Raw genomic sequence first — 15,301 nt, 5'->3', positions numbered from 1 at the left:
GGCCATGGACGGGCGCCCCCCCGCGGGAACACCCGTCGCTTGCCCGGCGCCGCGCGCCAGGGCGTCACCCCGCCCTGGTCGACCCTTGCGCGGTCTTCAATAGCCCGGCCCACAGCCGCTGCTCGGCCTGCGCGGTGCGCGTCAGGTCGGCGGGCGGCCCGGGACGAGCCGTCAGGCCCACGGCCGCCAGTTCCCCTTTGACGTCGTCGCGGGCAAGCAGGGATTGCAGCAAGGCGTTGTAGCGCTGCACGATCGGCGCCGCCATGCCCTTGGGCCCCCACAGCGCGTACCAGGGATCGACGTCGTAGCCGGCCACGCCCTGCTCGTCCAGCGTGGGCAGGTCCATATAGGGCTGCTGCCGCTGCCGGCGCGTGCCGCCCAACACCTTGATGCGCCCGCTCGCGGCATGGTTCATCGCCACCTGTACCGGCAGGAACATCACCTCCACCTGCCCCGACAGCACGTCGGTGGTCGCGCCCGCCGAACCCTTGTAGGGAATGTGCTGGAGCTGGATGCCCGTCTTCGCCATCAGCAGTTCCATGCACAGGTGATGGTGGGTACCCAGTCCGGGCGACGCGTAGCGCAGCGCGCCCGGACGAGCCTTGGCGTAGGCCACCAGTTGCGCCACGTCGGCGACCGGCAGCGCCTGGTTCACCACCAGCGCGAAATTGCCGGAACCCACCAGCCCGACGGGCGTGAAATCCGCCAGGACATCGAACGGCAGCTTGTCGTAGAAATAAGGCAGTGTCAGGGTGGTCGACACATTGCTCATCAAGGTATGGCCATCCGGCGGCGCCTTGGCCACCGCCTCCATGCCTATCATGCCCGAGGCGCCCACCCGGTTCTCGACCACGAAGGCGACACCAAGCTCGCGGCTCATGCGCGGAGCCAGGATGCGCGCCACCGAGTCGGGCGTGGTACCCGGCGTCTGCGGCACCAGGATACGCACCAGCCTGTCGTCAAGCTGGCCTGGCTGGCCCGCGCCCGCGCGGCCCAGCCACGCGGCACCGGCCACGGCCAGCACCCGGCCGAGCGCCGCGCGCCTGCCGGCGCGAACCGGCAGGTCGCCGGCCGCGTCGCATGGGGATTCGATGTTCGTGTCTTTCATGTCTCCTCCTTATGTCCGGGCCTGCGCCCGGTTCGATGCGTGGGTTTGCATTTATCATCTACCGCTGCGGCGAAGCGCTTTCCTGCGCGCCGCCCTCCCGTAACGATTGCCCCGATCCGCCATGCCCGCCGACCCGCCCGCCACCAGCCTGGAAAAAATGCTGTCCATCCTCGACCTGATCGAGGACAGCGACGCCGGACAGAGCTACGACGATCTCTCCGACAAACTGGGGCTCGCGCGCTCGACGCTGTACCGCTACCTCAAGGTGCTGACGGAAGCCGGCCTGCTGACCTCCTTGCCGGACGTGGGCTACACGCTGGGGCCAAGGATTTCCGAACTCGACTACAAGATGCGGATGCGCGACCCGCTGATCATCGCCAGCCGCCCGATCATGATCGAGCTGGTCAAGGCCGTGCCGGGCATCGCCCTGCTATGCCGCAGGTACCGGGACAAGGTCCTGTGCGTGCACCAGGAGTCGAATACCGACGCCTTCAACAGCAGCTACGAACGCGGCTACGCCCGGCCCCTGCTGCGCGGATCGGCCTCCCGCATCATCCTTGCCTACACCCCGGCGCGAACCGTCGGCCGGCTTTATGAAGCCGATCCGGCCGCGTTCGCCCAGGCCGGCCTGGGCGACTCGCTCGAAGCCGTCAAGGCCACCCTGGCCGCCATCCGCCAACGCGGCTGGGACTCCACCAGCGGACAGGTCACCCATGGCGTCACCGGCGTTGCCGCGCCCATCCTGGATAGCCGCGGCAGCGTCGTGGGCAGCCTGAGCGTCACCATAGGCAAGGCCCGCCTGGACGAACGGGAAACCGCCGCCGCGGCCGACCGCATCGCTTTCTGCGCCGGCATCGTCAGCAAGACCATCGCCAGCGATACGCCGCGCGCCCGCGACCAGGCCCTGCGCACCGCACACGCGCGGACGCCGCCCGACCCGATGCGCGAGGACGACTGACACCGCCGGCTCACCAGGCCGCGGGTTCGATCGCCCCCAGGTTGGGCAGGTTGGTGGGCTTGGGCCCGTTCCAGATGTCCGTGGTGCGATAGCTCTTGTCCAGCTGGCGCGGCTGCCGCGGCCCCGTTTCCGGAAACTCCTCCATTCCCAGCGTGAACTCGACGGTGAAGCCGTCCGGATCCGCGAAATACTGGAAGACGCTGCCCGAGGCCTTGTGCCGGCCAGGCGAAGGCGCCACGATGGCGCCTTCATCCAGCAAGCGGTTGCGCCCCGCCATCAGGTCGTCGAGACTGTCCACCGAATACGCCGAATGGAAGAACGCCGGCGCCTTGCCCTGCTGGATGGCGAACGAGTGGTGGAAAGGATTCGGGAAGCAACGCATGAACGCGAAGTACGGGTCGCCGTCGTCTTCATGACGGAAATCCGATACCCGGAAGTTCATCACTTCGGTATAGAAACGCAGGCTCTGCGCAAAATCGGGCACGCGAATCACCGCGTGGCTCAGGCGCAGCAGCTTCATGGGGTGCGGCGTGAAGGCCTCGGTCCGCTGGCGCATGCCTGCCAGCAGGTCCAGGGTGATGCCATTGGGATCCACCAGCCGGATGCCTTCTTCCACGCGCAGGTCGGCGCACTCGCCGGCGCCCAGGCGCCGATGCCGCACGCCGGCCCGTTCCAGCACCTCGCGCGCCACCGGCACTTGCGCCACCGACTCCAGCTCGAAGGCGATGCGCTTGAGGCTGGGCTGCGCCGCCGCATGCAGCGACAGGTTGTAGTGGTCGGCATCGCAGGACAGGAATGCGGTATCGGCGGTACGCTCGACCAGGTCCAGGCCGACCATGTCACGGTAAAAGGCCGCCGAACGGTCCAGGTCCGACACGTTCAATGCCAGATGGCTCAGTTTCTTGAATCTCAGCACGATTCACCTCGTCACGTTCACGGTTCCAGGCGCAGGAACGCACGGTCCACGTCCACCTCGCGCACCATGCCTTGCGCCACGGCGGCTTCGCAGAAGACGCGCAGCGCCGGCTCGCTGTGCTTCCAGCCGTACTCGTTCCAGTGCTCGCCCAGCGCGGCGCGGGTACGGTCCTGCTCCAGGTCGCCCAGCGGCAGGAACTGCGCCGCCTCGTGCGCCACTTCCTGCGCGGCGTGATGCAGTGCCCGCGTGTACAACTCGACCAGCGCCCCGGCCAGCCCGGGCCGCTCGCGCAGCAGCGCGGCGCGCACCGCGATCACGTGCGTCACCGGCACCACCCCGGTCTGCCGCGCCAGCGCCAGGGCTTCCCCCGCCGGATCGGGCGACAAGTAGCGCAATCCCGTCATGTCCAGCGGCCGGCGCGCGAAGATGAAGCAATCGGCGTCGCCCGAACGCAGCACGTCGGCCGGCCCGCGGCCCTTGAGCGACCAGTCGATTTGCACGCCCTCGGGATAGGACATGCCTGCCAGGCGGTCATCGGCCAGCGGACACCACACCACCCCGGCCGTATCCACGCCGTGCATGCCCAGGTACCAGCGGTGCCACAGGGCGGCGGTCAGCCAGTACTGCGGCACCGCGACGCGCCTGCCGGCCAGCGACTTGTGGCCGGACAGCTCCGAGCCCTCGCGGCAGAAGGCGTACTGCGACACCAGCTTGCGCGCGAAGACGGGCAGCCCCACCAGCGAGTCGTCCCGCTCGCGGGCCTTGACGAAGGTCGCCAACGACATCTCCGCCACGTCCAGTTCGCCGCGCAGCGCCTTCATCGTGCATTCGTCTATGGTGCGCGTCGCGCTGACGCGGTAAGCCAGGCCCGGCACGTCGATCAGCCCGGACAGCAGCGGCTGGGTATGAAAGGACGGCGTGGCGCCGATATGGACCGCTGCCGGTTGTGCCATGTTCGTCATGGGTATGTCTTCCTCCTGTTGATCGCTTTACGCGCGCGCCGCTTCGGCCCGCCCGCGCCAGTATTCCCAGGCGCGGGCGAATCCCTCGCCCGGCAGCCCGTCGCGCAGCCGCGCGCATATCTTGTCGACCTCGCCTTCGGTCAGGAAGGTGATCGGCCCCAGGTGGCTTGCCTGCAACTGCAGATTGGCGTTCACCTCCAGGTAGACGGCGGTATAGACCGCTTCCTTGATCGAGCCGCCCACCACCGTGCAGCCATGCCCGCGCATCAGTGCGCTACGGTTCCGCGCCAGCACGGTGGCCAGGTCCCGGCCCATCTCCATGTCGCTGACCAGCAGCGTGGTGTCGCCGAACCTGTCCTGGGCATCCCAGGTCGGAATGTCGAAACCGATGGTCGCGCAGCTATGCACCACGGGACGCAGGGGCGCGCCGGTCACGGCGAAGGGCACCACGCTGCGGCTGTGGTTGTGCACCACCGACTGCACGTCGGGACGAGCTTCGTAGATCGCGCCGTGTATGAAGCGCTCGAGGTAGGGCTTGCGGCCGCGCGCATCGACGGGCTCGCCCCGGAGGGTGAACTCCATGATGTCGGCCAGCTCGACCCGCTCGGGCGGACGCGCGCGCGACAAGAAGTAGCGGTCCGGATCGTCGGGGTGGCGCACGCTGATGTGCCCGAACGCATCGACCACGCCTTCCGACGCGAGTATGTGGTTGGCCGTGACCAGCTCTTCCAGCAGTGCTTGCGGCATCGCCATTCGGACTTCCTTGCTAGAGAATGAAACTGACGGATCCCAGCGAGCCGAGCTCGTGGGCATCGATCACGATGCGCCGCTGCCTGATCTTCAGGCCGTCGGCGGTGATGCGCAGCTGATAGGTCAGCCCGCCGACGTACTCGCGTATGCGTTCGTGCCGGCGGTAGCGGTGGCAGATGAAGTTGGCGGCCACGGTGGCCAGGTCGCCCTCCTGCCCCAGCACGCGCACGTTGCTGATGCTGCGGCGCAGGCGCGACCTGGGCGCCTCGGCATGGCAGTTCGGATCCAGCACGCGTATGACGCGCTGGCGGATGCGCTCGGCATCGTCCGCGATGATGAACAGCGTATTGCGCGGATCGCCGTCCGGCTTGTCGTTGGGCGGAATGAGATAGGTGGCGTCCGGGGTCAACAGTTCCAGCCATTCCTTGAGCCGCCACTCGTCAAGCAACGCCGCCTCGAAGTACAGGAAATCCTCGGCCTCGGCCCGGGTCAGGCGGCCGGTTGCGCTCTGTTGCATCACGCGTTCTCCTGCATCATGCGGTTCCAATGGCGCCAGAAAGTGCGCAGGTGGTGTTCATCGCTGTTGAGCTGCTCCGACTCGGGCTTGCCCATGCCTCGCGACATCTCCGACCATTCATCGCTGCGCCAGTTGGCCATGCCCTGCTGCACCAGCTCCAACGCCTCCACGTCATCGGGCGTGGCGAATCCGCCCGGACCGTAGAACGTCAGGAAAGCGTCCAGGCGGCGGGCCCGGGCCGACTCGTCCTCTTCGACCGGCCCCAGCGCCCAGGCCGTCACCTCCATGCGCTCCGGGCCGTCGGGGAAGAAGGTGCGGATGGTGACCGACGAACCGTCGTTGATGACCAGGTTGGGGAAGATGACCAGGTTGCGATTGGTGTTGGCCACGCGCTCGGCGCGCTCCGGGCCCAGCCGCTCCACCAGTTCCTGGCGGATGGCGTCGATCTCGTCGCGTGCCGCCTCGCCGTACAGCGGTATCCAGTGCGCCACCGGACGGCCGCGGAAATTGACGTTGTCGGTGGTGAAGTGGCCATTGCCCAGGCTGATGGCATAACCCTTGGTCGGCAAGACCTGGCCGGCTTCGCGCGGGGGCCGCTCGATGGTCACGCCCGAATTCGCCATGAAATTCAGCCAGGTCGAGTGCGTGGTCGGCAGGTGGTAGTCGTCCACGCTGTTCTCGACCATCAGCTTCCAGTTGGCCGCCACCGCGTATTCCTGCGTGCCGGAGATCACCTGCATGGTGCCCGACGGCGACTGGTCCACCACCAGGTCGATGTACTCGGTGGCCCGGCCCAGGTAGGCCTGCAGGGCAGGCGCGTCGGGATCCAGGCACATGAACCAGAAATCGCGGTATTGCTCGAAGCGCGGCGGCCGTTTCAGGCCATATTCGTTGCGGTCGAACGAGCCTGTGTAGGCGTCCTCGCCGGGAATGCGCGCCAGGCTGCCATCCAGGCCGTAGCTCCAGCCGTGGTAGACGCAGAAAAACCGCCGGGCGTTGCCCTCGCGCTTGGTGGCCACCACCGCCCCGCGATGCCGGCAGGTATTGAAGAAGCAGCCGATGGCGCCTTCCGCGTCGCGGGCAAAGATGACCGGCCTGCCCGCGACCTTGCGCGCCACGAAGTCGCCCGGCTTGGCGAGTTCGGACCCATGGCCGACATAGATCCAGCACTTGGCGAAGACCTTGTCCATTTCCTCGGCCAGCACGGCCGGCGACACATGCACGGCCCGGTGCAGCAAGAAGCGCTGGTTCACGGGATCGTCAATGATGTAGCTCATTTTTATTCCAACCATTAGGGACGATAGTTAACTCATCGTTAAATCTATCATCCCATATGTTGGGAATAAAAATCCAGCATCTTGTGGATTTCCCCTAGGAAAAATCCGTTTACCGAGCGTTATTTATGAGAAATCATTAGGATTAGAATCCCGTTATTTGGGCTTATCTGAATAACAAATATCCCACATTAAGGGACTTTTAATCCACGAGGAGACAGTGATGCCTGCAATCGCCCCCCTGCTGCCGAAGCGGCAAGCTCTCGCCTGGCTGGCCGCCGCATGCACGGCCGTGGCCGGTTCCGGACCGGCCTCGGCCGGCGAAACGGATGGCGCCTATCCCGAGCGCACCGTCACCCTGGTCGTACCCTTCACGCCCGGTACCAGCGCCGACATCATCGCCCGCGTCATCGGCCCCAGGCTGGCCGAACGCTGGAAGGTCGCGGTAGTCACCGAAAACCGCCCGGGCGCGGGCGGCAATATCGGAGCGGAGCTGGTGGCGCGCGCCGCACCCGATGGCTACACCTTGCTCATGACGGCTACCGCCTTCGGCACCACGCCGGTCATCAACAGGCACACGCCGTTCGACCCCATCAAGTCTTTCCGCCCGATCGGCCTGGCCGCGACCAGCGCCATGGCCCTGGTCGCCCCGGGCAAGCTGCCGGCGCAGTCGGTGCAAGACCTGATCCAGCTCGCGCGCGCCCAGCCCGGCAAACTCAACTACGCCTCCCCCGGCACCGGCACCGCGCAGCACCTGGCCATGGAACTCCTCAAGCAGAGCGCCCAGCTGGACATGGTCCACATCCCTTACAAGGGCACGGCAGGCGCCCTCACGGACATCATGGGCGGGCACGCCCAGGCCATGGTGACGAGCCTGGGCGCGGCCACGCCTTTCCTGCAGAGCGGGCAATTGAAGGCGCTGGCCGTGATGAGCAAGAACCGGGTGCCGGAACTGCCCGGTACCTCCACGGTGGTGGAACAGGGACACCCGGAATTGGTGGTGGACACCTGGTATGGACTACTGGCGCCCGCCAATACGCCAGATGCGATCATCGGCAAGTGGAACAAGGACCTGAACGCGCTGCTGCGCGATCCGGACGTCATTGCAAGCCTCAAGAACCAGGGTCTGGTGGCAACGGGCGGCACCCCGCAGGAACTGGGAGCGCTGATCCAGAGCGAACTCGCGCGCTGGGCCAAGGTCGTGGCCGCGGCAAAGATCGCCGCGGACTGAAGGCGCCCGGCGGGAACGCTCCGGCCTTACAACAGGCCCTGCAGGATGGCCTGGGCCACGGCCGCCTGCTTGTTGTTGACCTGGAGCTTGGCAAAGGCATTGCCCAGATGGAAGTTCACGGTCCGTTCGCTCACGCCCAGGATCTGGGCGGTCTCGCCACCGGTCTTGCCCATCGAGGCCCAATGCAGGCACTCCTGCTCGCGCGCGGAAAGCCGGATGGGAAGCGCGGGCTGATCCTGGTCCGGCAAGCGCAGATACGCATCCACCAGCAACGAAGCGGCGTGATGACACAGGTCGGCCAATTGCGCATGAGTCTCGAGCCGGCTCGCCGCCTCGGGGGAATCGAACAGCAGTGCCAGGCAGGCTACGGTATCGCCGGGATGCAGGCCCTCGGCCACCAGGAACAGCGCGCCGTGCGCACCCAGGCGCCGCAACTCGTCGTGGGCGGATGAAGTTTCGCCGTCGTCCAGCGCGCGCCAGACCATGCGCACCTGACCGGATCGCCAGCCGGACGGCGCGACCAGCGGCGGAAGCTCCGGCCGAAAGCCTTCCCACCAACCCGGCGCATCCTCATACCGCAGCCGCAACACATTGCCGTCGCTGGTGCACTGGACGATGCACAGCGCGTAATGAGCGGCGCCAAGTTCCCAGGAAAACTCGCGGACGACCTTGCCGATGGCGGCGGGACAGGAGGCTTCAATCAACGGGCGCAGTGCCCGCAACGCGCGGGTACTGGGTCTCATGCTCTTCGATGCTGCGTGCTGCGTGCTGCGCAATGCCAAAGATGAAGGGACGGGCTTCGTCATTTCACCAGAATGTCATTTTTGTAACATTCTATGACGAACTCACTGGTTTGTGAATAACTTTCTGAATGCGAAAGTGTCCGGAGAGGCGCGCCCTTATTGGTTCAGCAAAGACAGGTCCATTTCCGACGCGCGATTCAGGACCGCGGCGACCTTGGTCCGCAGCGCATTCGAATGGGCATGCAGGATCTCGCGCTTGACGTCCAGCAACTGCTGCGGATGCATCGAGAACTGCGTCAGGCCCAGGCCCAGCAACAGCCGCGTCAACTCGGTATCGCCCGCCATTTCGCCGCACACCGATACCGACTTGCCGGCGCGCGACCCCGCGTTGATGGTGTTGGCCACCAGGCGCAGCACCGCGGGATGCAGCGAGTCGTACAGCCCGGCCACGTCGGGATCCGCCCGGTCGATGGCCAGCGTGTACTGGATCAGGTCATTGGTGCCGATGGACAGGAAGTCGAAGGCCTCGACGAAAGGCTCGATGGCGATCGCCACCGCCGGGATCTCGACCATCGCGCCCACCTGGATGTTCTGGCCATAGGCCTGGCCGCGGACGTCGAGCTCCTGCCTGGCCGCCGCGATGGCGGCATAGGAAGCGCGCGCCTCGCGCAGGTGGGCCACCATGGGGATCAGTATCCGCACCGGGCCATGGGCCGAGGCGCGAAGAATGGCGCGCAGCTGCGTGGCGAACAGTTCGGGATGGGCCAGGCAGTAGCGGATCGCGCGCAGGCCCAGCGCCGGGTTGGTGGCCACGGTGGCCTCGCCGTCCAGCGTCTTGTCGGCGCCGATGTCCAGGGTGCGGATGGTGACGGGGCGTCCCGCCATCGTGCGCACCACCGAGGCATAGGCCTCGTACTGCTCGTCCTCGCCGGGCAGGCCGTCGCGCCCCATGAACAGGAATTCGCTGCGGAACAGGCCGATGCCCTCGGCCCCCGCGTCCAACGCCGCCTGCGCCTCTTCGGGCAGTTCGATGTTGGCCAGCATGGACACGACCACGCCGTCCAGCGTGATGGCCGGCACGTCGCGCAGCGTCGCCAGCGTGGCCCGCTCGCGCGCATAGTCGGCCTGGCGGGCACGGTACTCGGCCACGACGCGCGGCGGCGGGTTGACCAGCAGCACCCCGGCCTCGCCATCGACGATGACCATGTCGCCGTCGCGCAGCAGCGTGCGCGCCACGCCCAGCGCCACCACCGCGGGCACGCCCATGCTGCGGGCGACGATGGCCGTGTGCGAGGTCGCGCCGCCCAGGTCGGTGGTGAAGGCCGCGAAGCGCGCGCCGCGCAGCTTGAGCATGTCGGCGGGGGCGATGTCGTGCGCGACGACGATCAGCGGATCGCCATGGTCGTCGATGGCCGAGCCCTTCAAGCCGCGCGGCCGCCCGTTCGCCTCGGCCAGCGCGTGCAGGATGCGCTCGATCACCTGGCGCACGTCGCCGCCCCGCTCGCGCATGTACTCGTCGTCCATCTGCGCGAACTGCTCGGCCAGCGCCTGGCCCTGGGCGGTCAAGGCCCATTCGGCGTTGTAGTGGCGGGAACGGATGATCTCCAGCGGCTCGAGCGAGATCATCGCGTCGGCCAGGATCATGCTGTGCACCTGGAGGATGGCCCCCAGTTCGCGGGGCACGTCGGGGGGGAGATGGTCGGCCAGCTGGGCCAGCTCGTCGGAAGCGGCGCGGATGGCGGCGGCCAGGCGCGCGCACTCGGCCTCCACTTCCTCTTCATCGATACGATAGTGGGATACCTCTAGAGCGGCCGCGCCGATGACCACGGCGCGGCCGATGGCATAGCCGCGCGACACCCCCAGTCCGTGCAAGGCCAGCATCGAGGTCTCCATAGGCTACTCGGCCTCGCCGAACTTCTGCTCGAACAGCGCCCGGATCTGGTCCAGGGCCTCCTGGGCGTCCTCGCCCTCGGCATCGACGGTCACCTTGGTGCCGATGCCGGCCGCCAGCATCATGACGCCCATGATGCTCTTGGCATTGACGCGGCGCGTGCCGCGCGCGATGTGGATCTCGCTGCGGAACCGGCTGGCGAGCTGCGTGAGCTTGGCGGATGCCCGCGCATGCAGGCCCAGCTTGTTGATAACGGCGATGTCGATGCTCGGCATGGTCAATGGTCTTCAGGTTCGCCGTCGACGCGCAAGACGCCTTGCGTGCCGCCGGCCAGGGCGCGCTGCGCCAGATCATCAAGGGAAAGGTGGCGGTAGGGCAAGGTGCGCAGCAACATCGGTATGTTGACGCCCGCCAGCACGGTGGTGGGCGTTCCCAGCCGCGACGCCTCGCGCGCCGCCCGGTCGGTCTGGTTGGCGGGCGTGGCGCCCACCACGTCGGTCAGCACCAGCACGCCTTCGCCGGCCGCCGCGGATTCGATGCGCTCGAGCACCGCGCGGAACATCTGGTCGGGATCCTCGTCGTTGCCGGCATCGTAGGCCAGCACGCCCGACAACTCGCCGAAGATGTGCGATGCGCAGGAAAGGAGCGACGAAGCCAGCGGTTCGTGCGCGACGATGACGACGCCGGTCATGCCGATCTCGCTTCCGGTTTCGCGGCGACGGCGTCCTCGAGGGCCCGCGCGAACATCGCGCCGACGTCGAAGCCGGTCTGCTCGGTGATTTCACAGAACGTGGTGGGGCTGGTCACGTTGATCTCGGTGACGTAGTCGCCGATCACGTCCAGGCCCACCAGCAGCAGCCCCCGCGCGGCGAGCTTCGGCCCCAGCTCGCGGGCGATGGCCAGGTCGCGCCCGGACAGCGGCTGCGCCACGCCCCGGCCGCCGGCGGCCAGGTTGCCGCGGGTCTCGCCCGCCTGCGGAATGCGCGCCAGGCAATACGGCACGGGCTCGCCGCCGATCAGCAGCACCCGCTTGTCGCCCTGCAGGATCTCGGGAATGTAGCGCTGCGCCATGATGCTGCGCTGGCCGTTGTCGGTCAGCGTCTCGAGGATGGCGTTCAGGTTCGCCTCCCGCGGCGCCAGCCGGAAGATCCCGGTGCCGCCCATGCCGTCCAGCGGCTTGACGATGACGTCGTGGTATTCGTTGTGGAAGGCCCGCAGGCGCGCCATGTCGCGCGTCACCAGCGTCGGCACCGTCAGGTGCGGGAACTCGGCGATCGCCAGCTTCTCGGGGTGGTTGCGGATCGCGGCGCCGGAATTGAACACGCGCGCGCCCTGGGCCTCGGCCCGCTCCAGCAGGTGGGTGGAATACACGTATTCCATGTCGAACGGCGGGTCTTTGCGCATCAACACCGCGTCGAAGGCGGTCAGCGGCTGGTCGCCCTCGGGGCCTTCCTTCCACCAGGCATGCTCGTGCAGGTCGGCGTCCGGAACCAGCTCGACGGGCCGGGAAGCGGTGCGCACCGCGCCGTCGATGACGTAGAGATCGCCCTGCATCGCCACGCTCAGCCGGTGGCCGCGGGCCACGAGGGCCCGCATCATCGCCACGGAGGTGTCCTTGTAGGCCTTTAGCGCGGGAAGCGGGTCAACAATGAAAAGTACGTGCATGATGGCCTTGAATGCCCGCCGGACGCGGGCGCGGAAAGGAATACTGATTCTAGCAAGCCGGCGCGGGCGCCGCCGAACCGTCCGCGTACCGGAAGGGCGCGGGCTGGCGCGAGCGGTCGTACACCGGCCGCCCCGCCACGTAGGTGGCGCGGACGGCGCGGTCGTCGCCCAGCGTCATCAGCACGAACAGCCGCTCCATCAGGTCGGCGCAATAGCGCATCCGGAAATCCATCAGGGGCGTGGACTTCAGGTCCAGCACCACCAGGTCGGCCTCGTAGCCCGGCTCGATCGCTCCCAGGCGGTCGTCCAGATAAAGCGCATGCGCGCCACCCCGGGTCGCCAGGTAGAACGCATGGGCAGCGGTCAGCCGCGTCTGGTTCAGGGCCGCCACCTTGTAAGCCTCGTTCAGCGTCTGCAACTGCGAGAAGGCCGTGCCGCCGCCTATGTCCGTGCCCAGCCCCACCCGCACCGGCCGGTCGGCCCGCTTGGCGTCGAACACCCGGAACAGCCCGCTGCCCAGGAACAGGTTGGACGTCGGACAGTGCGACAGCGCCGCCCCGGCCCGGTGACAGGCGCACAGTTCGTCTTCCGAAACGTGCACCGCGTGCGCGAAGATGGCGCGCGGCCCCGCCAGCCCGGCGCGCCGGTAGACCTCGAAATAATCGCAGCAGTCCGGAAACAGCTCGGCGATCCAGCCCACCTCGCCCAGGTTCTCGCTCAGATGGGTCTGCATGTAGGTGCCGGGATGCTCGCGCCACAGGCGGGCGGCCGACTCCAGCTGCGCCTGGGACGAGGTCGCCGCGAAGCGCGGCGTGATGCAATACAGCTGGCGCCCGTTGCCGTGCCACTTGGCGATCAGGTCCCGGGAATCCTCGTAGCCGCTTTGCACCGTATCCCGCAGCGCCTGCGGCGCGTTGCGGTCCATCAGCACCTTGCCGGCAATCATGCGCGTGTCGAAGCGCTGCGAGGCCTGGAAGAAGGCGTCCACCGACCCGGGATGCACCGTGCAGTACACCGCCGCCGTCGTCGTGCCCGCCCGCAGCAGCTCGCGCAGGAACAGTTCGCTGACCATCGCCGCGTGCGCCGGGTCGGCGAACTGCTGCTCGGTCACGAAGGTGTACTTGTTCAGCCACTCCAGCAGCTGCTCGCCGAAGGCGCCGATCATCTGGGTCTGCGGGTAATGGATGTGGGTGTCGACGAAGCCGGGCAAGATCAGGGCGTCCGGATAGTGCGCCACCGGCATGGAGCCTTCGACCGAGGCGCGCAGCCGGTCGTAGGGGCCGGCTTCCGCGATCCGGCCGTCCTCGATCACTACCAGCGCATCGGGCAGGTGGGTGTACGAGGCGTGCGGATCCGACAGGAAAGGATCGGCATGGAAACTCAGCGTGGCGCCGCGCAGGGCGTGACGGCCGGGGCCGAAGCGGGAGTCGGGGGCGTCAGGGCCCGGGCGGGAGCGGGTCATAGGCATCCTCGGGTTCGTCGGCGGGCAGGTCCTCGGACGTCGGCGCGGCGGGCCGCTCGCCTATCTGCTGCCGCCACATCGCATAATAAAGTCCCTTGCCTTCCAGCAGCCGCGCGTGGCTGCCCTGCTCCACGATACGCCCTTTTTCCAGCACGAAGATGGTGTCGGCCTGCATCACGGTCGACAGCCGGTGCGCGATCAGGATCGTGATCTGCGTGCGGCGCGCGCAGATGCGCCGCACCGTCTCGTTGATCTGTTCCTCGGTCAGCGAATCCAGCGCCGAGGTCGCCTCGTCGAAGATCAGGAGCCGGGGCTGGCGGATCAGCGCGCGGGCGATCGACAGGCGCTGCTTCTCGCCGCCCGACAGCTTCATCCCCATCTCGCCTATGGTCGTATCCAGCCCGTCCGGCGACTTCGTCAACAGATAGGCGCAGGACGCCTGTTCCATCGCCGTCACCATTTCCTCGTCGGTGGCGTCGGGCTTGACCAGGCGCAGGTTCTCGCGGATCGTGCCCGCGAACATGTGCGCCTCTTGCGTCACGAATCCGATCTGCCGCCGGACGCGGTTGAAGCGCAGCGCCGTCGTGGGCTGGCCGTTGTACGACACCGTCCCGCTGGCCGGCGGATACAGCCCCACCAACAGCTTCACCAGGGTCGACTTGCCCGAACCCGACGGCCCCACGAACGCGATCGTGTCACCCAGTTCCGCGTCGAACGACACGTCTTCCAGCGCGTAGTCCGGCGCCCCCTTGTGGCGAAAACGGACCTGCTCGAAACGCACGTTGCGCACCGGCCCCACGTCCACCGCGCCGGGCGGCCGCCGTTCCACCGGCTTTTTCATCAGCGCCCCGAAATTCAGCAGCGAGGCATCCACTTCGCGATAGGCCAGGATGATGTTCCCCAGTTCCTGCAACGGCGCGAAGATCGCCACCGAGATGAACTGCATCGCAATCAGCTCGCCCGGGCTCAGCACCTCGCGGAAGATCAGCCACAGCAGCGCGAACAGGATGGACAGCCGCAACAGGCTCAGCGTCATGCCCTGCAGGAAGGACAGCACCCGTATCCGCTTGACCTTCTCCATTTCGAGCGCGAAGATCGCCGCCGTCTGCGCCTGCAGGCGGCGGATTTCCGGATAGGTCAGCCCCAGGCTCTTGATCAGTTCCACGTTGCGCAGGGACTCGGTAATGAAGCCCGAATTGCGGTTGGTCTCGCGCACGATGGAACGCTGCTGGGTCTTGATCTCGCGGCTGAGCAATCCCGTCAGCCCGCCCAGCAGCAGCACTCCGACCAGGAACACCGGCACCAGCAGCCAGTTCTTCGTGACCGAATACCAGGTCAGGAACCCTACCCCCACCACCGCCGCGAACACCGTATTGATGAAGGTGTTGATGAAACGTTCGCTGTCGGCCCGGACCTTCTGCAGCAGCGACAGCACCTCGCCGCTGCGCAAATCTTCGAACTCCTGGAAGCGCAGGCGCAGTACCTGCCGCAGGCCGTCGTTGAAAAGATGCGTGCCCAGCTTCTGCACCACCAGCCGGGTCGTGTATTCCTGCAAGGCGCGGGCCAGCCGGGACAGGATGGCGATCCCCACCGCCAGGCCCAGCAGCCCCAGCACGCCGGTGACCAGCTCGTGCTCGGTCTTGCCGGCCCGGTTGATCGCGTACTCGTCGATGATGCGGCCGAAGATGATGGGGTCGACCAGGGCCAGTACCTGGGAGACGCCCGCCAGCAGCAGCGCGACGAAGGCCAGGGAGCGGTGGGGCTTGAGGTAGGTCCACAGGAGGCGCATGGAGATCCTTGGGACGATGTATCGCCCCAGAGGAT

15 protein-coding genes are annotated in these 15,301 nt (G+C 67.3%); 2 read left to right on the top strand and 13 right to left on the bottom strand.

The window, feature by feature from the left end:
* Positions 1-64: 64 nt before the first annotated feature.
* A complete protein-coding gene (locus N5K27_RS17910) occupies positions 65-1,108 on the bottom strand; it encodes a tripartite tricarboxylate transporter substrate binding protein (RefSeq protein WP_279817884.1) in 1,044 nt (347 codons plus the stop codon).
* A 121-nt stretch (positions 1,109-1,229) separates the two neighbouring features.
* On the opposite strand from N5K27_RS17910, the gene N5K27_RS17905 reads away from it, so the two are divergent.
* Positions 1,230-2,066, top strand: a complete 837-nt coding sequence (locus N5K27_RS17905; RefSeq protein WP_087838105.1) for an IclR family transcriptional regulator — start codon at positions 1,230-1,232, stop codon at positions 2,064-2,066.
* A gap of 10 nt (positions 2,067-2,076) precedes the next feature.
* On the opposite strand, the gene N5K27_RS17900 is transcribed toward N5K27_RS17905, so the two are convergent.
* The 5 genes from N5K27_RS17900 to N5K27_RS17880 are packed head-to-tail and all read right to left on the bottom strand — an operon-like array spanning position 2,077 to position 6,488.
* Complete coding sequence (locus tag N5K27_RS17900) at positions 2,077-2,982, bottom strand: VOC family protein (protein ID WP_279817882.1); 906 nt, start codon at positions 2,980-2,982, stop codon at positions 2,077-2,079.
* A gap of 17 nt (positions 2,983-2,999) precedes the next feature.
* A complete protein-coding gene (locus tag N5K27_RS17895; protein WP_279817880.1) occupies positions 3,000-3,944 on the bottom strand; it encodes an MqnA/MqnD/SBP family protein in 945 nt (314 codons plus the stop codon).
* 27 nt (positions 3,945-3,971) lie between these two features.
* On the bottom strand, positions 3,972-4,697 hold the full coding sequence (locus N5K27_RS17890) for a class II aldolase/adducin family protein (RefSeq protein WP_279817879.1): 726 nt from the start codon (positions 4,695-4,697) through the stop codon (positions 3,972-3,974).
* A 13-nt stretch (positions 4,698-4,710) separates the two neighbouring features.
* On the bottom strand, positions 4,711-5,211 hold the full coding sequence (locus N5K27_RS17885; protein WP_279817877.1) for an aromatic-ring-hydroxylating dioxygenase subunit beta: 501 nt from the start codon (positions 5,209-5,211) through the stop codon (positions 4,711-4,713).
* Positions 5,211-6,488: an aromatic ring-hydroxylating dioxygenase subunit alpha gene (locus tag N5K27_RS17880; protein WP_279817875.1), complete on the bottom strand. Its 1,278-nt coding sequence runs from the start codon at positions 6,486-6,488 to the stop codon at positions 5,211-5,213. Before N5K27_RS17880 ends, N5K27_RS17885 begins: the two co-directional genes overlap by 1 nt.
* 220 nt (positions 6,489-6,708) lie before the next feature.
* On the opposite strand from N5K27_RS17880, the gene N5K27_RS17875 reads away from it, so the two are divergent.
* Complete coding sequence (locus N5K27_RS17875) at positions 6,709-7,716, top strand: tripartite tricarboxylate transporter substrate binding protein (RefSeq protein WP_087838111.1); 1,008 nt, start codon at positions 6,709-6,711, stop codon at positions 7,714-7,716.
* Positions 7,717-7,742: 26 nt separating this feature from the next.
* Here N5K27_RS17875 and N5K27_RS17870 read toward each other — a convergent pair whose 3' ends face one another.
* The 7 genes from N5K27_RS17870 to N5K27_RS17840 form a co-directional block, all read right to left on the bottom strand.
* Positions 7,743-8,459, bottom strand: coding sequence for a LuxR family transcriptional regulator (locus tag N5K27_RS17870; protein ID WP_279817873.1), 717 nt, complete (start codon positions 8,457-8,459; stop codon positions 7,743-7,745).
* 156 nt (positions 8,460-8,615) lie between these two features.
* A complete protein-coding gene (ptsP, locus tag N5K27_RS17865) occupies positions 8,616-10,352 on the bottom strand; it encodes a phosphoenolpyruvate--protein phosphotransferase (protein WP_279817872.1) in 1,737 nt (578 codons plus the stop codon).
* Positions 10,353-10,355: 3 nt separating this feature from the next.
* The gene (locus N5K27_RS17860; RefSeq protein WP_087838112.1) at positions 10,356-10,625 is read right to left on the bottom strand and encodes an HPr family phosphocarrier protein; all 270 of its coding nucleotides are present in this window, start codon (positions 10,623-10,625) and stop codon (positions 10,356-10,358) included.
* A 2-nt stretch (positions 10,626-10,627) separates the two neighbouring features.
* Positions 10,628-11,041: a PTS sugar transporter subunit IIA gene (locus N5K27_RS17855; protein ID WP_087838113.1), complete on the bottom strand. Its 414-nt coding sequence runs from the start codon at positions 11,039-11,041 to the stop codon at positions 10,628-10,630.
* Positions 11,038-12,015, bottom strand: coding sequence for a glutathione synthase (gene gshB / locus N5K27_RS17850; RefSeq protein ID WP_132979495.1), 978 nt, complete (start codon positions 12,013-12,015; stop codon positions 11,038-11,040). Before gshB ends, N5K27_RS17855 begins: the two co-directional genes overlap by 4 nt.
* A 49-nt stretch (positions 12,016-12,064) precedes the next feature.
* Entirely contained in the window at positions 12,065-13,477 is a 1,413-nt protein-coding gene (guaD, locus tag N5K27_RS17845; protein WP_279817868.1) for a guanine deaminase, read from the bottom strand.
* Positions 13,452-15,266: an ABC transporter ATP-binding protein gene (locus N5K27_RS17840; protein ID WP_279817866.1), complete on the bottom strand. Its 1,815-nt coding sequence runs from the start codon at positions 15,264-15,266 to the stop codon at positions 13,452-13,454. The genes guaD and N5K27_RS17840 overlap by 26 nt, the downstream gene beginning before the upstream one ends.
* Positions 15,267-15,301: the final 35 nt, after the last annotated feature.

This window comes from Pigmentiphaga sp. GD03639, assembly GCF_029845405.1.
Classification (GTDB): Bacteria; Pseudomonadota; Gammaproteobacteria; order Burkholderiales; family Burkholderiaceae_B; genus Pigmentiphaga; species Pigmentiphaga daeguensis.
This window is presented reverse-complemented; position numbering and strand designations above follow the sequence as displayed.